Source organism: Verrucosispora sp. WMMD573, from assembly GCF_027497175.1.
Taxonomy (GTDB): Bacteria; Actinomycetota; Actinomycetes; order Mycobacteriales; family Micromonosporaceae; genus Micromonospora.
Genome location: NZ_CP114901.1, coordinates 3,816,115 through 3,833,847, shown reverse-complemented (window position 1 = coordinate 3,833,847; position 17,733 = coordinate 3,816,115). Strand labels below are relative to the sequence as shown.

The following is a 17,733-nucleotide window of genomic DNA, read 5'->3' as shown; positions in this document are numbered from 1 at the left end:
CTGAAAGGAGCACGGTGGACCAGCCATCTCAGGACTGGCAGGCACTCCTCGACCTCACCACGGCGTGGGGCGAGGCCAGCCGCCGCAATGACACGTCTTTACCCAGCGACGACGACCTGTGGGCGTACGCCCGCCGCCACCGCCTCGGGCTGCCCGCGCCCGTCGATGACCTGCTCGTCGACGACCTGCGGGACGCCTTCAACGCCGGCCGGCTGCCCCACCTGATCGACCTGGACGCCCTCGTCGCCCACCTGGCCGAGCAGGGCCGTCCGGCTCTGGTCGCGCACAGCGGCGGCAACACCGCCACCCTCTACACCGGCAGCCGCTACACCGACCGTCTCGGCGACACCCGCTGGTCAGTGACCGCCGGGCCGGGCTGGTTCGACGCACCCGGTCGCCGCCGGCCCGTCGCGGACACCAGCGAGTTCACCATCGGTCCCGACGACCAGGACAGGTGGTGGTGCGTCCGGGTACCCGAACACACCACCACCGCGGAAATCTCCGCGCTGGTCATCGCCACCATCGACGAGGTCGAGGCGCGGCGTGCCCGGCTGTCCGCCGCCGCGTCGGCCGCCGCCGGCGCCATGGTCAGGGCAGTCGCCGCACGATATCCGGAACTCGGCACCGCCATGCCGGACCCCGGTCGCGACCTCGTCCGCGACGTCGGCGACCTCATCGCGGACTGGCTGCACGCCCGGCTGCCCACCCTGAGGGCCGCCCCGCCCACCATCACCGACCGGCCGCGCGGTCAGGAAGGGATGAGATCGTGACGCGGCCCGTTTGTGGCACCTGCGCCACACCCGGCGGTGTGCGGGACGGTCGGCCGTGGTGCGACACCTGCCGCATCTGGCTTGTCCTGCACGAGCCGACCTGCCAGTGGGTCAGCTACGCCGACCATGCGTCACGGGACCGTGCCACCGAGACGGCACGGCGCGTCGCCGCGTCCGCCCGGCAGGTCACCGACAACCTGCCCCGGGTCCACCGGATGCTGCCCGAGGGCTGGACGGCCAGACCTCACCAGGCATTTGACGGCGTTCCGTGCGCGATCGCTATCGACGCGCCCGGCGGAGTCATCGACGCGACAACCTACCTGCACCCACCCATCGACACCTGCGGCTGGCACGTGAGCGTGCACAACCGGGTCACCGGGGTCGGCTTTCCCTCCTACACCGACGGTGGTGCCCGCGCGGCATCGTTCGACACCGTCGAGGCCGCCGCCACCGCCGGGATCAGGCTACTTCGCGGCGAGATCCACGATCTGGCCTCACGCCGGCCCCGCTGACCGGCAAACCTGCACACAGTCCAGACAGAGGTACCGGCGTACCACGGTGTCCGTGACCACAAACCCCCGTCGGCCCGATGCCTCCTCGATGACGCATCGCTGAATGTCGTCACTGCGGTCGGGTCACCACGCCGGGCCGGACGGCGGATTCCTCCACGCCAGGCCCGCCACATGAAGCCCCCGGGCCTCCCGGTGACGCGGCCACCGCTGCGCCTGCTCGACCACGCAGTCGACTACGCGGAAGACGGCAGTTCCCGTGGAGCCGACCGTTACGACCCGTCTGACTGCACCGGCCGACGGACGAATCCCGGCGGTTCACTCACCGGCACCCGCCTCGTCCGTCTGCGCTGCGCGAGGACCTACGGGGCTTACCCCCGGATCTTGGACACGGGGTTATGCGGCGGGGGCCAGCATAGCGGGCGTCGTTCGGATGCGGTTCTCGTAGGTGATCGGGGATTGTTGTCCGAGCCCCGAGTGGCGGCGGACGGTGTTGTAGCGGTGCAGCCATCGGAACGAGGCCAGGCGTGCTTCGCGTTCGTCGGTGAACGCTCGGCGGCCTTGCAGGGTCTCGCGTTTGAAGGTCGCGTTGAAGGCTTCGGCGAGGGCGTTGTCGGCGGAGCTGCCGATCTTGCTCATCGACTGCCGAACGCCGGCGGTGGTGCAGGCGGCAGCGAAGGCATTGGACGTGTATTGAGCTCCGTGGTCGGTGTGCATGATCGCCCCGTGGAGGCTGCCGCGGGTCCGTTGCGTGGCGTGCAGGGCGTCGATGACCAGATCAGTGCGCATGTGATCGGCGATCGCCCAGCCCGCCAAGCGTCGTGAGTGCAGGTCGATAACCGTTGCCAGATAAAGGAATCCGCGTTCACCGACCGGTAGGTAGGTGATGTCGCCGACGTAGCGCTGGTTCACCGCCTCGGCGGTGAAGTCCCGGCCGATCAGGTCCGGTGCCTTCTGCGCGGCGGGGTCGGCGATGGTGGTCTGCACCCGCCGGCGCAGCCGCAGGCCCTGGATCCGGTAGCGGCGCATCACCCGGGCCACTTTCTTGTGGTTGACCCGCTCGCCCCGGTCGTGGAGCTCGGCGGTGACCCGTGGCGCGCCGTAGGTGCCGTCATGACGGGCGTGCACAAGGCGGATCCGGGCGGCCAGAGCCGCGTCCGCAGCGTCACGAGCAGTTCGCGACCCGGCGGTGGCCTTCCAGTAGTAGAAGCTGGACCGGGCGATGTTCAGGATCTGACACAACCGCTTCACGCCGTAGCGTGCCTGGTGGTCGGCGACGAACTGGAAGCGGTTCACCAGCGCGTCTCCCCGGCGAAATACCGGGCCGCCTTCCGCAGAATGTCCCGCTCCTCCTCCAACTCGCGGACCCGGCGCCGCAACTCGGCGTTCTCTTGCTCGACCGAGGCGGCCTCGCCGCCGGCCACGGCCGGCCGTGGCGTACGCGCACCGCCGCCACGACGCTCGTCGTCGAGCCGCACCCAGCTGCGCAGGGTCTCCCGGTTCACACCCAGGTCATCAGCGATCGAGGCGATAGTCGCGCCCGGCCTGGACCGATACAACGCGACCGCCTCGGCCTTGAACTCGGGCGGATAGTGCTTATTCACCATGATCTTTCAGGACTCCTGACTCCCAGGACCATCACGATCCCAGGTTCAAGTGTCCAAGATCAGGGGGCAAGGCCCGCCGCGGGTCCGTTGCGTGGCGTGCAGGGCGTCGATGACCAGATCAGTGCGCATGTGATCGGCGATCGCCCAGCCCGCCAAGCGTCGTGAGTGCAGGTCGATAACCGTTGCCAGATAAAGGAATCCGCGTTCACCGACCGGTAGGTAGGTGATGTCGCCGACGTAGCGCTGGTTCACCGCCTCGGCGGTGAAGTCCCGGCCGATCAGGTCCGGTGCCTTCTGCGCGGCGGGGTCGGCGATGGTGGTCTGCACCCGCCGGCGCAGCCGCAGGCCCTGGATCCGGTAGCGGCGCATCACCCGGGCCACTTTCTTGTGGTTGACCCGCTCGCCCCGGTCGTGGAGCTCGGCGGTGACCCGTGGCGCGCCGTAGGTGCCGTCATGACGGGCGTGCACAAGGCGGATCCGGGCGGCCAGAGCCGCGTCCGCAGCGTCACGAGCAGTTCGCGACCCGGCGGTGGCCTTCCAGTAGTAGAAGCTGGACCGGGCGATGTTCAGGATCTGACACAACCGCTTCACGCCGTAGCGTGCCTGGTGGTCGGCGACGAACTGGAAGCGGTTCACCAGCGCGTCTCCCCGGCGAAATACCGGGCCGCCTTCCGCAGAATGTCCCGCTCCTCCTCCAACTCGCGGACCCGGCGCCGCAACTCGGCGTTCTCTTGCTCGACCGAGGCGGCCTCGCCGCCGGCCACGGCCGGCCGTGGCGTACGCGCACCGCCGCCACGACGCTCGTCGTCGAGCCGCACCCAGCTGCGCAGGGTCTCCCGGTTCACACCCAGGTCATCAGCGATCGAGGCGATAGTCGCGCCCGGCCTGGACCGATACAACGCGACCGCCTCGGCCTTGAACTCGGGCGGATAGTGCTTATTCACCATGATCTTTCAGGACTCCTGACTCCCAGGACCATCACGATCCCAGGTTCAAGTGTCCAAGATCAGGGGGCAAGGCCCATAGTGCCGACTCGGCCAGCGCACGCTGTCGCCCAGCAGCCCCGCATAGCTGCCCGCGAGGTTGGGTTTCCCTTCCGCCGCGCAAAGGGCAGCTCAGCCGTGCGAACCATGTCAGGCAGGGATATGTCGTTAAGGTACGGAACGAGTGTCGGGAACATCCCGACGCCGAGCTCCTGCTCGATGGTACGGAATTCGATACGTTCCACGAGCCCAAGGCTAGAATCCTGCGCCCTGACGTGGTCGGGTGCCCCCGTGTCATTGCTGCCCCGGGTCGTCGCTAGCACGGCGGGCAGGGCACGGTTCCGCAGCGGATCGCACGCACATGCCGCGGACATTGCGCTACATCGAGCGTGGGACGTGAGGCCGCGGCCGGAGGCTTGGGTAGGCGGTGCATCATCGTTACCGCACGAAGGTGAAGATCCGGCCGCTCGCAGGTGGGCTCTCGGGTTGCCCGTGGAACAGGTGCACGCCGACCGAGAACAGCGCGTCCGGTGGCGCGTCGAAGGCCCGCTCGGTGAAGCCCACCTCGGCGAACCAGCGCCGGACTGCCGGGGTCAGGTCGGGATCCCGACGTGTCCGGGTCCAGACCACAGTGGCTCCCGGCGCGCACAGCCTCGGCAGCAAGGCGATCGTTGCTCGGACGTCCTGGTCGCTGATGTTGCCCAGTACACCGACGAGAAGAACCAGGTCGGCCGGGACAGCGGTGCGATACGCGGCGAAGTCACCGGCATCGGCACACATGACGGTGATTCCGTCGAGGCCGGCTGTGGCGGTGCGCTCCCGTGCGGCTGCGACGTTGCGCGGATCCTTCTCGATCAACGTCGCATGCACCCGGTAGGCATCCAGACGCCGGGCCACGACACCGACAAGGTCATCGCCCTGGCCCGCGCAAACGCTGACGACCCGCAACCAGGACTCCGGCCGTTCGTCCAGCCAGTCTCCGATGTGGCGCTGCACGAGCCGCAGTCTCCGTGACAACGCTGAGGTGTCGTCGGCGTACGACGTATGCCACTCGTGCCAGTCCGTCATCTCGGCCACCCGCCGATGCTGCCATGCCGGATCAGAACCAGGCCGCTCCCGTCCGCTGCACCGCACAGAGGCACGCCACAAGAAGCACTATCCTCGGCGATGACCTCCTGAACGCATCGGTACACGGACGTAGCCGATGAGAGCGCACTCGATCTTTCGTCTCTTCGCGGCATCGTGACCCTGGAACGTTGCGCGCTGCCGGGGCCAGGAGCGGCGCGGGTGGCACGGCAAGCGACCATGAGAGGGTGACCGACGCCGCATCGCCTACTGTGATCGACCTCATCGATGGTTACATGCATCGAGTGCTGAAGGGCAGAGAAGACCCCGTGGGGGTCGTCGAGGAGCTGAAGGCTGCGCTGGTCGAGCTGCTCCCCAGGGACGACGTGGGGAATGCCAGCGGATTGTACAGCATCTACGCGGACTTGTCGGACATCGTCGACGGCTACCCGTTCGACTACGCCGATGGCACCGAGATGATCGCCCAACGGGAGATTCGCGACGCTGCCTGGGACTGGTTGAGCATTCCGCGCAATGCCGACGGGATGAAGAACTACGTCGACCGCTGGGCTGCGAGAGTCGCAGCCTTACCGACGACCGACGGAGGACGACGATTCCGCGGCACCTCTGGTCGGCTGGAAGGCGAATAGCACCTGGCAACTGCGACCCCGGTCCGGTCTCGCCGCGCGGCCGGAATCGCATCCGCTTATGCCGCGATCCGGACTGTCTTGCCCCGCTTAGCCGGGGCCTTCATACGTCGGATCTGCCGCGAGGCGCTCACCATCGGAGGTGGCGTAGGCAACGTGGAGCGTGCCCCTGGTGTGGTGCCAGGTGCAGTGGTGAATCGGATTGCTTCGGTGTCGTCGTGCCTGCCAGGATGCCCGCCATGTCGATCGCCGAGACCTCTGCTGAGGATGCCCTGGTCGCGTTGCACACGTCGTTGGATGAGCGGCGTCGGCCGGAGGAGGTCGCGCATCTGGTGTTGCGGGTGGTGGGCGGCCAGTTGGGGCTTCGGGACCGGATGGCGTTGGGGCGGGCGGCTCGTGCGGCGTCGCGGTGGAACGGGTGGAGTTCGATGTCGGCGGACTTCGCGCGGCCGGTGGGAGGTGCCCGTCAGATCGACGCCGCGGCGCGGCTGTTCGAGCTGCCGCGAGACGGCATCGACCCGGACGATCCCGTTTCGCTGCTGGATTTCTCGGTCCGCTTGAGCGAATCGTTGGGTGCCGTCGATCCGGCTCGGCTGGATTTTCTGCGTGATCGGTTGAACCGGGAGGGCCGGGCCGCGGCCGGGATCGAGTTGTCGAAGCGGCAGTACAACCGGCGGTTCCGGGTGACGCAGCGGCTGTCGGCGAAGGCCGACAGGTTGGCGGTCGAGCAGACCAAGCGGCATTTGACGATGGTCGCGCGGGCGGGGTTCGCGGGGAGCATCGAGCGGGATGCGTTTCTGGCTGACCGGTGGGCGGGGTGCTTCGTGGCGTATCTGACCGCCAAGCGTAAGTTGCGGCGGGAGTTCACGCTGTCAGGGCGGGACAACCCGTACGACGGCATTGCCGACCTGCTGTTCAAGCACTGCGCCGCCAACCCGGCGACGGACTGGTGGATGATCGCCCAGGCCCATCCGACGCCGGCGGTGCTCGCCCGGCTGACCGACGCGCAGCGTGGTGAGCTGCTGGGCCGGTGGTGGGCGACGATGTGCCAGGTCGCGTCTTTGCTCAAGCGGGTGTGGGTGGCCAGCGAGTTCGATCGGGCCACCATGATCGTGAGGCGGGGTAACGACTCGTCGACGTGGAACCTGTTGTGCGGCGCGTACAACGCCGCGCGGGCGGCGTGGATCGCGACGCTGGACGCCTCCGGCAGCCTTGGGCTGCTGGAGGCCTCCTGCCCAGGCAAGGCGATGATGCTGATCGCGGCGGACCTGGCGGCGTGGCACCGGTCGACCGGCGGCGGCCTGCACCCCGACGTGGGCGTGTGGGCTCGGCTGCCGCTGCCGTGGGACGTACTCGACGGCACCACCGCCTGCACCCGTACGGATGTGGAGACGGCATGCGCCGATGGTGGCGTCGACCCGGTCACGTCGGGTTGGGCAGGGCCCAAGCCACTGTCAGCCGTCGGGGTGTTCCGGCCTACGCCCGAGTTGGTGCATGGGGTGTCGATCGTCGACCCGCTGTGGGCGTCGATGCTGCGTGCCGGCGGGGCGTTCTCCGGCAAGACGATCAAGGGTGGCTTGGAGCAGTCGCTGATCCCGGGTGACGTCGTGGTCAGCGAGCTGCCGGAACGGGCTGGACACGTCGAGCCGTGATCGGGCAGCATGATCGCGCCCGTCGTAGCTCAGTGGAAGAGCGCCCGGCTCTGGCCCGGGTGGACGCTGGTTCGAGCCCAGTCGGCGAGGCCTGTGGAGATCCGTTGTAGCTCAGAGGTAGAGCACCCGGCTAGGGACCGGGAGGACGCCGGTTCGAGCCCGGTCAACGGATCTCCCTGCCTTACCATCTCAGGCGCTGGAGAGAAGCGTGGAAAATGCACGTCAACGGCGAGCCGAGGCGGCGGGCCCCTCGGCGAGCAACCGGTGGAGCTCCACCTGAGCGCACTACGCCTCTTCCTGACCGACGACCTGGACCTGTGTCGATGCATACTGCCAGGCCTCATCCTGGACACAGACGTACCCCAGCCAGATGCGGGACCACGTTGCTCAGGCCGGGCAGACCGCTCGCACCTCAAACGACGACTACCTCCGGCATCGACTGGAGATCCAGGTCGTGCCCGAGCCATGACCTGGACCGGAGGACGAGACGATGACGGTTGACTGGAGCCGGCTCGGGCACGCATACGGCCGGGCGACCGACACCCCGGGGCACCTGGTCGCGCTGGAGTTCGGTGATGCCGAGGCCCGGGAGGCCGCGCTGGATCACCTTGACATGGCGGTGCTGCATCAGGGTTTCCCGGAGACCGCGACCGCGCCGGCAGTTCGGGCCGTGACCGCGCTGCTCGCCGAGAAGCGAGCCCACCCGGACACCGTCGAATCGCTTCTAGAGTTCCTCGGCGACGCGGCTATGAGCGTGACCCACCTCGCCGACGATCGCTACTTCGCCAAGATACTGCCGGACCTCGCCGATGCCGTGGCGCAGGCGTACCCGGTAGTGCTTCCGCTGCTCGCGGCGTCCCCGCCAGATCGGGCGCTGTTCCGCGCGGAGAATCTCGTGGCGATCGCGCGGTTGCAGTCCCTGGCGGACCGGCAGGAGGAACTGGCGGCGCTCGTTCTCGAGTGGTCGGAACGCGGCGCCGGGCCGCAGGCAGAGTGGATGCACTGCCTCGGCCAACTCGGCGTTGACCTCCGCGACCGGCTCTCCGACCCGAACCCAGCGGTCCGGCTCCGGGCCGCGCTGGCTCACGAGGACGACTTACACGCCCGTGAGCTGATCCTGGCCGCGCTGGCTGAGCCACCACCTGCGGGGGTTCACCAGTTCGCTCTCGTCGGCGCGGCGATCCGCGTGGCCGCTGACTTCGACGAGATCGCCACGGCTGCCTGCCAGGCGGCCAGTCGGGACAGTTGGGCCGGCTTCGACGACAGCTGGGGCGCGTTGGTGCGGTTCGCGTTCCCCAAGCCGTACGCGACGCACCGGCCCCTTACTGAACCGCAACGCGCGCTGGTTCGGGCGCTGGTAACAAACGATCAGCTCTGGGACCCGACGAACGGGAGCTGCCAGCTCGTCTTCAAGCAGGCCGGATTACCGCCCAGCCGGAGTGCGGGCCGCCGGCTCACTGAATGAGCGCATTTCAAGATCAGACGTCCGCTGCTGACGCGAATCGCTCGCCACGTAGCGTCTCGTTCAGCTCGGAGGGCGACCGGACGCGCGGTCGTAGCCAGTGAGCGCGGGTGCCGCCACGAGTGCTCGTACTTGTGCCGGGCGATGGGGTTGGTGGCTGCTAGCGTTCGGCGCCATGTGGACCGAGGAGATGGTGGCGGGGCGGCCGGCTTGGCGGCACGTCGCGTCCGGCGTGGTGTTTCGAAAGGTGCCGGGTGGGACCTTCCGGATGGGTCTGTCCGAGGCGGAGCTGGCGGCGGTACGCGTCATCGAGCGCGGTGGCGGAGTCGAGGACACTGTTGAGCCGTTCTTCGCCGGCGCCGGTGACGCCCAGCCGGTGCGTGAGGTGCGGGTCGAGTCGTTCCTGATCGCTCGGCATCCGTTGACGGTCGCGCAGGTTCGGCACTGGTTGCCGGAGTACGAGGTCGACTACGCCGACGTGGAGTCCGGCACGGCCCGGCTTGAGGATGACCTGGATGACCTGCTCGATGCGCTGCCGTTCCGCCTGCCCAGCGAGGCGGAGTGGGAGTACGCAGCCCGCGCCGGCACCACCACCCTGACCTTCCGCGGCGACGGGAAACCCGGCGAGGACCAGCTGCTCGACGACTTCGGTGATGAGCAGCGGACAGCCGCCACCGAGAACGCGTTCGGGCTGGCCGCGATGGGCTCGGCGAACGAGATCTGCGCCGACGTGTGGATTCCCGGGTTCGCGGGCGCCCCGGCGGATGCCCGCCCACGCACCGGTGACGGTCCCAGAGCGGTACGCGGCGGTGCCGCCGACGTCTACCCGTGGCAGGGCTGCGACGAATGGCTGCTGCTGCTCGCCGCCACCCGGTACGAGCACACCCAATTCACCGCGGTCCGCCCGGTCGCACCACTGCCACCCGGCCGTTAGCCCCAGCCGCCGGACAGGACAGATGCGCCACGACGCGCGCGGATCAGCGCTCGCTACGAACGTCGTGCGTGCTGGGTCCTCCGGCTCACGGCTCTGCCGATGAGAGTCCGCAAGGGACCGAGGGTCTGCGAGCCGGATTGTCAGTTCAAGACGTGTCGGAGACTGACGGTGGTAGTCCGTAGATGCCACCTTCAGTCACGGTGGCGTCGTCGATTGCGCTCGGGTCGGTGCTCCAGCGACCGGCCATCGCCATCACATCGGACTCGGACGGCGTCGTTTCGTACCAGGCAGTCCACTCATCGTCCGACCAGCGTTCCCACCCGGGCTCCATACCGCGCAGGCCGACGCCCAATTCAATCTCGTCGGCGGTCGGAGTACCGACGAACAGCGGCACCTCGCCGCGCTCGCCATTGAAGCAGTAGCCGCGCAACAGTTCACCATGCCGAGCCCGGGCCCAGGCGTGATAGTCCGGGACCCGTTCGTTGGCGAAGAACTGGACCTCGCCCAGATGTCGGCTTAGCTGCCGGAGCCAGCCGGGAAAGGGCGGCTCAGTTGCGTCGAACCCTGTCGGCAAGTGCAGTCGGCCGTGGGCGAGGGTCCCGCCTGGCACCGGCGTGGCCACGTACACGCCACGCTGGTAGGCCCGGTCGGTGCCGGTGGCCCAGTCGAGGATTTGCCGGTCTTGGAGCTCAAGCGCGTCGGCGACTTCTGAAGGGGTGAGCCACCCCCGCTTTCATGGAGCTTCTTGATCATGGTCTGATGGCCGTGGGGAGGAAGTCGTCGTGGCAGCACCGAAGAAGTACCCCGATGAGCTACGTCAGCGCGCTGTGCGCTTGTACCGCGAGTCGGACCCGAAGCCGGTGATCCGGCGCCTGGCCGAGCAACTGGGCGTGCATCACGAGGCGTTGCGAAACTGGATCCGCCAAGCCGAGGCTGACACGGGTGAGCGTCACGACCGGCCCACCAGCGAGATGGCCGAGGAGAATCGCCGGCTGCGCAAGGAAGTCGCTGAGTTGCGGCGGGCGAACGAGATCCTGAAGGCCGCGAGCGCGTATTTCGCGGCGGAGCTCGACCCGACCCGGCGACGGTCATGAGGTTCATCGGTGAACACCGTGACCAGTTCGCGGTCGCGCTCCTGCTACGGGTCCTGGGCATCGGCGCCTCGACCTACTACGCGTGGGTCAAGCAGGTCGAGCAGCCCTGCGACCGGGACGTGGTCGACCTGGGGCTGATCTCCAACATCCACGAGATCTGGGAGACCTCCGGGCGCACCTACGGCGCGGACCGAGTCCACCGGCAGCTACGCCGCGACGGCATCCGCGTCGGCCGTAAGCGGGTCGAGCGGTTGATGGCCGAGCAGGGATGGCAGGGTGCGTTCCTGCGCCGGGGCTGGCGCGGCGGCTCCACGAAGCAGGACCCACGGCACACGCCGGCGCCGGATCTGGTCGGGCGGCAGTTCACTGCCGACGGGCCGAACCGGCTATGGGTCGCCGACGCCACCCGCGTCCCCTGCGGTGAGGGCGTGTTCTGGCTCGCCGCGGTCCGGGACGCGTTCTCCCGCCGGATCGTGGGGTGGAAGACCTCCGACCGCTGCGACACCGACCTGATCCTCGCCGCCCTCGAATACGGCATCTGGTCGCGCGACGTCCGTGACGGCCAACTGATCCACCACTCGGACAGGGGATCGAACTACACGTCGTTCCGCTTCGCGGAACGCTTGCAGGACAACGGGATCCTGCCCTCGATGGGCTCCGTCGGCGACTCGTACGACAACGCGCTGATGGAGAACTTCTGGTCGACGCTGAAGATCGAACTCGTCTACCGCACGAGCTGGCGGACCCGCGACGAGGCCGAGAACGCGATCTTCGCCTACATCGACGGCTGGTACAACACCCGCCGCATCCAACGCGAGCTGGGCTACCTCAGCCCGAACGAGTACGAGACCGCCTGGCACAGCCGCCAGACGCCACCAGCCGAGCCAACTATCGCCACCCCTGCGCCAGCCGGCAGCAGGTAACCACCGCTCCATCAAAGCGGGGGAAACTCAGGGTCCGGTTCCGGACAGCCAGCCACGACGTCTTGTAACTGAATCCGGCCACGCTGCCCATGATTGCAGGAGCCTGTTTGGCAGCAACCCAGAGGCATCCGGATCTGCTGCCGTCGGGCGTTCAGTGGGGAAACGCGCGGGGGACGCGGGCGCTGAGAAGTTCGTCGCGGAACGTTTGGATGCGCGTGATGACCTGTCGCCTGCCGACGGTGTTCTCGATGCGGTCAAGGTACAGGCATCGGGCGGCGAGTTTGTCGAGGCTGACGGTAAAGTAGATCGCCATCAGCGGGTTGACGAACAGGTCGCCGCCGTCGGTGCGCCGGGTGAAGCGGACATCGCCGAACGCGCCGCTGGTGGCGGCGGCGATCTGCCCTTGGACGATGCTGGGCCGGTCAGGCGTGGCGGCCTGGGCGTCGGCGACAGCATCGCGGTACAGCGTCGCCTCCCGGCTCGATCCGGGGATGGACAGGGCACCGAGGTAGCCGCCGTCACGGTCGAGTGCGGCGAGGTTCTCCAGCACCTGAACGTGGTTGACGCCGTCGTAGGCGTCGATACCGAAGCCGAGACTGGTCACCAGCTTGACCGGCACGTCCAGCGCGGCCACCGCGGCCAGACTGGTGATGTCCTCCACCGGGGTGCCGAGATCGCCCTCGTCGCCGCGCAGCAGGACATCGGTGCCGCCGTCGACCAGCACCACCGCATCGATGTTGAGGTGTTCGACCAGGTGCCGGTACGCCGCCCGCAACGGCTGGACACCGAGCGGCGCAAAGGCGTACACGGTCGACGGCAGTTCCTGAGCCGCCAGCCACCGGGCGAGCGTCCGTTCGGGGAAGTACCAGTCCGGGCTGGTGGTGTCCGGCTGCACTGCCGCGACGTGCTCCGCTATCCACGCGTCACGGTCGATCAACTCGAGCTGGGAGAACGACAGGTTGGCCAGGTGCACCTGCGCGCCGCGGTGCCACAGGGCAAACGCCAAGGGCAGGCCGGCGTACACGTCGAACCCACCGCCCGCTCCGGCGATGAGGATGCTCCGCGCCGGAGCCAGGGCGGCAAACAGCGGCGGAACGTCCAGCGAGAACGCACTCGGGTCGGCCGGCAGCACGGCAGGGTTCGTCACCGCTCAATGATCAGCCACGCCCGTACTGTGCAAGCCACGTGGCCCACCGACGGGCAACAGCGACCGGGTGCATGCACATGCCGCCATCCGCGTTCGGCGATCAGGGTGGTCGCTGCGGGCAGCTGGGTCGGGCGGAGCGGGCTCCCCGAGCGGTCCCCTTTGGATCTTATGGTGGTTGGTCATCTTCGTTTGCCGTGGACGGTTGTCGGCGCTTGGGTCAGCAGCCGGGGGTCATCGTGTTTGGGATGATCTCGGCATGTCGCAGAGGTGGTCGACGCTTCGGGAGATCGAGGAAGCGCTGGTGCGATGTGAGCAGGGTCTGGGTTGGGAGAGGCCGGTGCTGCATGGCGTCGGCTTCATTCCTCGCGTCATCGAGCACGGCCTGGACGCGACGATCGCCTCCGTCGCCATGGAGCGGGAGATCGGGTTCGTGCGGGTCAACGCGCGTGAGGACGTGCTAGCGGCTGCAGTGCTGGCCACGGTCACGGGGTGGCGTGGTGGCAGCGGCTCGGTGCGGCTGGGGCAGGCGCAGCTTGCGGAGGCGATCGGGATGTTGGCGCCGGCCGAGGCCTGCCGGGAGGTCGAGCATCCGAACCTGCGGATCTGGCGTGAGATCCAGGGCTGGGAGTGGGACGACGATCCGCTGATCGTGGTCTTCGACGCCGACCCGGATGCACCGAGCGACGATCCCTATGTGATCGCCTTGCGGGAGGTGGTCCTGTCGGGCCGGCAGTCGGTGCCCTCCGGCGAGGTCCGAGTGTGGCCCCCACCAGGCGCTGACGGGCATCGTCTGCAGAAGGTCTGGGAGACCCGTTGGCCGCGGGTCGCACCCATCAGCCATCACCTCAAGCGGCTGGATGACCACTGGGTGCGATTCCATAGCCTGCCTGATTCAAAGCGCTACGCCGACAGCGAGTCCGAATACGGCACCATCCTGCGCCGGCACAACACCGTTCTCGATGAACTTCGCGGCGACACCACCGGCCTGCTCGTGATCACGCTGGAAGTAGCGTTCACGCCAGTCCCCCGACGTCGAACGCCGATCCTGCACGATCTGCTACCGGACGGTGAATGCTGGTCGGTGCTGTCCTGGCCAGACCTCGATCCCGAACTTGCCTTCGCCCACACCTACGTCAACCGCGTCGCCTGGAAGCCTGGTCGCCTCGATCGACTGCTTCGTGAAGTCGCTGACGACCGGATCGCTGATGTGATCATCGCGCCGCCTGATCTGGCCTGGCTCTACGCGCCCTACGACGGTGGCGCGGACGTACTGCTGGCGAACACCGCGCAACGCGACGTCCTACGTGACCGTCATCGCCAATGGCTGTCAAGCCACCCCGCCGGACTCTGACCCCCACCAGCCGCTCGGCCACCCATCGGACGTACTGTCATGTCGCGGAAGCGCTCGTCGCTGGAGGCGACGGTGTACGTCGGCCGCTGGTAACCAGCGTCCATGACCACGTGGTTGATCAGCCCATCCAGCAAGAGCCAGTCGATCAGGTGTCCCGTGACGCCTCAGACGAGCCGGGCCGGGGTACCAGGACGACCACCGCGGTTTCGGATGATCGCCGCGCAGCGTAGCCATCGAGGTTCTTGTCGATCTCACGCCAGCGGGCCCACAGCCGCGACCGTTCGTCGCCGGTCGCCGCATGTCCACGTACCGGCCGCGGCCCGTCGACCAGGTCAACGGTCGAGTCCGGGTGCGCCTGCAGATTGAGCCACCAGGCCGGCTCGGGCTCCCCCCACCCGTTCATGGCCAGCGAGACCAGATTCCCGTCGTCCTCGAAGTACCCGAGGATCACACTGCGCTGCTGGCCGGTGCGACGCCCGACGGTGGTCAGGCGCAGCATCCCGTACCGGTTGCCGCGCGGACGCGACAATCCGACCCGGCCGCCGAAACGCCGGAACACACCCCGATGAGCCGACCAGAACAGCCGAATGAACCAACGGGGCGGCAACCACGGCTTCTTCGCAGGGCCCAGCTCCGACTCGGTCACTCGCCCATCGTATTGGCCGCTGTCACGCACGAACGGCAGCCAGCGGCAGGCCGGTAGCGCCGAACCGTCTGCCGAAGGCCGGTCTGCCCGCCCGATGAAGTCAATCGTCCCGCTCAAGTAGCCGCGATCCGAGCCCATCGACTCAAGCCGATTCGATAGCCGACCAGCGTGAGCTGCGGAGGGATGCCGCTGCGTCCGCAGTCGCCGACGGAGCCGAAGTGGCGGACATCCCGGCCCGTTACGTGTGGCGTCCCTGGCTCTGCACTGAAACGCGTACACCGACACCATCTGTGGGTGCTGCGCAACGTGCCGGAGGCCGGCGAGCTACGTCGAACGTTTGTCCGTTCGTGGTGATGTGGGGTGCAGCAGGCGGCGGGCCAGTCGGTGGGTTTCGTCGGATGGTTCTTCGTCGATTGTCTGGAGCGCCTGGGTGAGGGCGGTGAGTCGGTTTCGCACGGCTGCGGTGTTGCCGGTCTGGCTGTGGGCGGTCATCGCGAGGCGGGAGATCTCCTCGTTGATGGGGTCGATGGTGCATGCCGTGTCGAGGAGGTCGCGGGCGCGGTCGGGATCTGTGTCGGCGACCAGGACGGCGAGGCGGGCGTGGATGTTGACGCCGACTTGTCGGCAGGTGTGTTGCGGGCCGTCGGACCATTCGAAGTCGTGGTGGAGCAGGCCGCCCCAGTTGCTGACGGCTTCTTCGAGCGCTTCCCGCTGGGCTTGTCGGTCGGTGGTGCGTGCGGCGCGGCTGGTGGCGTCGAGGACTCGCCACCAGTCGATGTCGAGGAGGTTGGGGTCGAGGTAGTAGCGGCCGCCGGGGTTGACCACCGGTTTGAAGGCGCGGGTGTTGTCGCCTGGGTTGAGTCCGGCGGCGGTGGTGAGCCGGTTGCGAAGGTTGGCGACGTTGGTGGAGAGGCGGTCGCGGGCGCGGCGGGGTGTGGCGTCGGGGGTCATGGCGACTTCGATGTCGGCGATGTCGGCGCCGTCGCGGTGGACCGCGAGGTAGGTGAGCAGTTCGTAGCTGGCCCGTCGGACGCCCGTTACCGGGGTTCCGTCGGCGCCGATGATCGCGGGGCTGCCGAGGATCCGGACGCGGACCTTCGGCTGGGTACGGTCCACCGCGGGTGTTGGCGGCTCCGGGCTGGCGGTTGGCGGCTGGGGGGGCAACGTCCGCCTGGCTGGTGTCGGTGTCAGCGGTGACGGGCGCTGCGAGGTCGGTGGCGGCTCCGGGTTCCGTCGCAGGGGCGGTCTGCTCGTGTTGCGGATTCGACGAAGGTGGTGGGTTGGCGGGGTCGCCGGTGTGTGCCTCTTCAAGGACGGTGAGCAGTTGCAGGGTGGTGTCGCTGTCCAGGACGGCCAGTTTGGGTCCGGGTCGGGTGTCCTCGTGTGTGGTGGTGCCGTCCGGGGCGACGGTGAGGGTGGTGCCGCCGGGCCAGTCGCCGGCGATGAGGGCAGTGATGCCGAGAGGGTGGCCGAGGTGCAGGGCGGTGGAGAGCCGGGCTCGGATCGCGGTGTCCGGCACATCGGTGATCAGGATGATCGGCGGGAGCGGTTCGTGGTGCGGGTCGGCTTTGTGGAGGTCGTCGAGGTTGGTGACGTCGGCGTCGGTGACGGCGCGGGTGCGGTGGATGATCTGGGCTTCGATGTGGGCGAGAGCGTGGTCCAGGCCGGCGGCGACGTGGAGTCGGGGGATGACGCCGACGAGGTTGGTGATGACGTTGCCGCCGAGCAGGTCGGCCAGCACGGTGGCGGGGATGACGATGTGGCCGCGGGCGTCGGGGTCGTCGGGGCCGCCGGAGGACAGCGTGGCGACGAGCATCGCGCGGATCGCGTCGGGTCCGCCTGGTCCGGTGAGCCCGAGCCCGCCGGCGGGATGCTCTGGCAGGCCGGCGAGTTGCGGGCCGGACGGGCCGGACGGGGTTGGTGTCGGTGGTGTGCCTTCGGCGATGTCGCGGACGGTGGGCTGCGGTGCGGGTGGGGTGAACAGGTCGGGTGCCTGCTCGCGGGCCACTCGGCGCAGCCGGCTGATGACGGCGGGCAGCGGTTGCAGGGTCGGATCGTTGGCCGGGTCGAGATGGGTGATGGGGTTGTAGCGGCTGCGGCGTCGCAGCCAGACCACGGATGCTGCGGCGGCCAGCGCCGCTGCCAGTCCGATGGGTGCCCAACCTCCGGGAACGCTGACCCCGGGGCTGTCGTCGCTCGGCCGGTCCTCGGACGTTGGGGATGCGGCCGGTGTGGTGCTTCTCGGGGCAAGTGTGGTCGTCGGGGAGGTCGCAGCGGCAGACGGCGTGGTGGCCGGGGGATGTTCGACCACGGAGTCGGGGTCGGGGGTGGCCGGCGTCGATGGCGCTGCCGTGGACTGCGGGGCGGGTAGCGCCGTGTCTGGTGCGGCGGTGGAGGCGGGTGGTGGGGTCGCTGACGGTGTCTGGTTCGGCGTGCGTGGCTGGGTGGGCGCTGGCGGGGTTCGCGGTTGCGCGGTGGCCGGTGGTGTGGCGTCGTCGGGTAGGTGCAGCGTCCAGCCGGGGTAGATGAGGTTGGGGTTGGTGAGCGTGCCACCGACATCGCGGAAGTGGGTGCCTCGGTTGAGGGCGAAGATTTCGGGCCACCTGTTGGGGTCGCCGAGCCACTCTTTGGCGATCTTTGAGAGGCTGTCTCCGCGCTCCACCACGCAGGTGTAGGTCTGCCCGGACGCTGCTCTGTCCCGGCGGCTGTCCGTCAGCCGCGTCGCCGCCGGTGCTCCGCTCGCCGCGCGGACAGCGCTGGCGGAGATGGATGTGCCGCGTCGAGCGGTGATCTCCTGACCACCAGTGTTGTCACCGGCGCCGTGGCCGGTGTTCGCTGGTGATGTCCCGCCCGCGCTGAGGCGGTCCGAGGCGGACAGGTCAGCGTCGGACCGCAGGGCGAGGGAGTCCTCACCTGGCGGGCTGTCGGGCGACGTGTCGGTCG

The 17,733-nt window shown here is 68.7% G+C and carries 17 protein-coding genes and 1 tRNA gene; 10 read left to right on the top strand and 8 right to left on the bottom strand.

What is annotated here, in order from left to right; all coding sequences use genetic code 11:
- Positions 1 to 14 precede the first annotated feature (14 nt).
- Both O7601_RS17550 and O7601_RS17545 read left to right on the top strand, forming a co-directional pair.
- Positions 15 to 770 carry a hypothetical protein gene (locus O7601_RS17550; protein ID WP_281562187.1) on the top strand — a complete coding sequence of 252 codons (756 nt, stop codon included), beginning with the start codon at positions 15 to 17 and terminating at the stop codon, positions 768 to 770.
- Complete coding sequence (locus tag O7601_RS17545; RefSeq protein WP_281562186.1) at positions 767 to 1,282, top strand: hypothetical protein; 516 nt, start codon at positions 767 to 769, stop codon at positions 1,280 to 1,282. Before O7601_RS17550 ends, O7601_RS17545 begins: the two co-directional genes overlap by 4 nt.
- Before the next feature lie 393 nt (positions 1,283 to 1,675).
- Here O7601_RS17545 and O7601_RS17540 read toward each other — a convergent pair.
- From O7601_RS17540 to O7601_RS17525, 4 genes are all read right to left on the bottom strand, one after another.
- A protein-coding gene (locus tag O7601_RS17540) for an IS3 family transposase (RefSeq protein WP_281562163.1) occupies positions 1,676 to 2,886 on the bottom strand; the annotation gives its coding sequence in 2 pieces (ribosomal slippage) (positions 1,676 to 2,586 and positions 2,586 to 2,886; 1,212 coding nt in all).
- A 45-nt stretch (positions 2,887 to 2,931) separates the two neighbouring features.
- Positions 2,932 to 3,522, bottom strand: a complete 591-nt coding sequence (locus O7601_RS17535; protein ID WP_281562185.1) for an IS3 family transposase — start codon at positions 3,520 to 3,522, stop codon at positions 2,932 to 2,934.
- Positions 3,519 to 3,833 carry a transposase gene (locus O7601_RS17530; RefSeq protein ID WP_281562184.1) on the bottom strand — a complete coding sequence of 105 codons (315 nt, stop codon included), beginning with the start codon at positions 3,831 to 3,833 and terminating at the stop codon, positions 3,519 to 3,521. The genes O7601_RS17535 and O7601_RS17530 overlap by 4 nt, the downstream gene beginning before the upstream one ends.
- A gap of 474 nt (positions 3,834 to 4,307) precedes the next feature.
- Positions 4,308 to 4,937 (bottom strand): methyltransferase domain-containing protein, encoded by a 630-nt coding sequence (locus tag O7601_RS17525; RefSeq protein WP_281566964.1) that lies wholly within the window; start codon positions 4,935 to 4,937, stop codon positions 4,308 to 4,310.
- A gap of 245 nt (positions 4,938 to 5,182) precedes the next feature.
- On the opposite strand from O7601_RS17525, the gene O7601_RS17520 reads away from it, so the two are divergent.
- The 5 genes from O7601_RS17520 to O7601_RS17500 all read left to right on the top strand — a co-directional run bounded on the left by O7601_RS17520 (position 5,183) and on the right by O7601_RS17500 (position 9,629).
- The gene (locus tag O7601_RS17520; protein ID WP_281562183.1) at positions 5,183 to 5,584 is read left to right on the top strand and encodes a hypothetical protein; all 402 of its coding nucleotides are present in this window, start codon (positions 5,183 to 5,185) and stop codon (positions 5,582 to 5,584) included.
- A 236-nt stretch (positions 5,585 to 5,820) separates the two neighbouring features.
- The gene (locus O7601_RS17515; RefSeq protein ID WP_281562182.1) at positions 5,821 to 7,233 is read left to right on the top strand and encodes a hypothetical protein; all 1,413 of its coding nucleotides are present in this window, start codon (positions 5,821 to 5,823) and stop codon (positions 7,231 to 7,233) included.
- A 100-nt stretch (positions 7,234 to 7,333) separates the two neighbouring features.
- Positions 7,334 to 7,405, top strand: a tRNA-Pro gene (locus O7601_RS17510).
- A 318-nt stretch (positions 7,406 to 7,723) separates the two neighbouring features.
- Positions 7,724 to 8,698, top strand: coding sequence for a hypothetical protein (locus tag O7601_RS17505; RefSeq protein ID WP_281562181.1), 975 nt, complete (start codon positions 7,724 to 7,726; stop codon positions 8,696 to 8,698).
- A gap of 172 nt (positions 8,699 to 8,870) precedes the next feature.
- Entirely contained in the window at positions 8,871 to 9,629 is a 759-nt protein-coding gene (locus tag O7601_RS17500; protein WP_281562180.1) for an SUMF1/EgtB/PvdO family nonheme iron enzyme, read from the top strand.
- A gap of 145 nt (positions 9,630 to 9,774) precedes the next feature.
- On the opposite strand, the gene O7601_RS17495 is transcribed toward O7601_RS17500, so the two are convergent.
- Entirely contained in the window at positions 9,775 to 10,257 is a 483-nt protein-coding gene (locus O7601_RS17495) for a hypothetical protein (RefSeq protein ID WP_281562179.1), read from the bottom strand.
- Positions 10,258 to 10,411: 154 nt separating this feature from the next.
- On the opposite strand from O7601_RS17495, the gene O7601_RS17490 reads away from it, so the two are divergent.
- Together O7601_RS17490 and O7601_RS17485 are read left to right on the top strand one after the other, a co-directional pair.
- A complete protein-coding gene (locus tag O7601_RS17490) occupies positions 10,412 to 10,723 on the top strand; it encodes a transposase (RefSeq protein ID WP_281562178.1) in 312 nt (103 codons plus the stop codon).
- Complete coding sequence (locus tag O7601_RS17485) at positions 10,720 to 11,646, top strand: IS3 family transposase (RefSeq protein WP_281562177.1); 927 nt, start codon at positions 10,720 to 10,722, stop codon at positions 11,644 to 11,646. The genes O7601_RS17490 and O7601_RS17485 overlap by 4 nt, the downstream gene beginning before the upstream one ends.
- Before the next feature lie 151 nt (positions 11,647 to 11,797).
- Here the strand turns inward: O7601_RS17485 and O7601_RS17480 are convergent, their stop codons facing one another.
- On the bottom strand, positions 11,798 to 12,793 hold the full coding sequence (locus O7601_RS17480; RefSeq protein ID WP_281562176.1) for a DUF1152 domain-containing protein: 996 nt from the start codon (positions 12,791 to 12,793) through the stop codon (positions 11,798 to 11,800).
- Between the two features lie 337 nt (positions 12,794 to 13,130).
- Here O7601_RS17480 and O7601_RS17475 point away from each other — a divergent pair, with 337 nt between their 5' ends.
- Entirely contained in the window at positions 13,131 to 14,144 is a 1,014-nt protein-coding gene (locus tag O7601_RS17475; protein WP_281562175.1) for a hypothetical protein, read from the top strand.
- Positions 14,145 to 14,289: 145 nt separating this feature from the next.
- Here the strand turns inward: O7601_RS17475 and O7601_RS17470 are convergent, their stop codons facing one another.
- A complete protein-coding gene (locus tag O7601_RS17470; RefSeq protein WP_281562174.1) occupies positions 14,290 to 14,790 on the bottom strand; it encodes a nitroreductase/quinone reductase family protein in 501 nt (166 codons plus the stop codon).
- A gap of 324 nt (positions 14,791 to 15,114) precedes the next feature.
- The gene (locus O7601_RS17465; RefSeq protein WP_281562173.1) at positions 15,115 to 15,906 is read right to left on the bottom strand and encodes a BTAD domain-containing protein; all 792 of its coding nucleotides are present in this window, start codon (positions 15,904 to 15,906) and stop codon (positions 15,115 to 15,117) included.
- Positions 15,907 to 17,733 lie beyond the last annotated feature (1,827 nt).

What these genes read in the sequence shown, in the direction of transcription:
- O7601_RS17530 (WP_281562184.1), bottom strand. Translation starts at nt 3,833, where the DNA reads ATGGTGAATAAGCACTATCCGCCCGAGTTCAAGGCCGAGGCGGTCGCG.
- O7601_RS17525 (WP_281566964.1), bottom strand. Translation starts at nt 4,937, where the DNA reads ATGACGGACTGGCACGAGTGGCATACGTCGTACGCCGACGACACCTCA.
- O7601_RS17515 (WP_281562182.1), top strand. Translation starts at nt 5,821, where the DNA reads ATGTCGATCGCCGAGACCTCTGCTGAGGATGCCCTGGTCGCGTTGCAC.
- O7601_RS17505 (WP_281562181.1), top strand. Translation starts at nt 7,724, where the DNA reads ATGACGGTTGACTGGAGCCGGCTCGGGCACGCATACGGCCGGGCGACC.
- O7601_RS17500 (WP_281562180.1), top strand. Translation starts at nt 8,871, where the DNA reads ATGTGGACCGAGGAGATGGTGGCGGGGCGGCCGGCTTGGCGGCACGTC.
- O7601_RS17485 (WP_281562177.1), top strand. Translation starts at nt 10,720, where the DNA reads ATGAGGTTCATCGGTGAACACCGTGACCAGTTCGCGGTCGCGCTCCTG.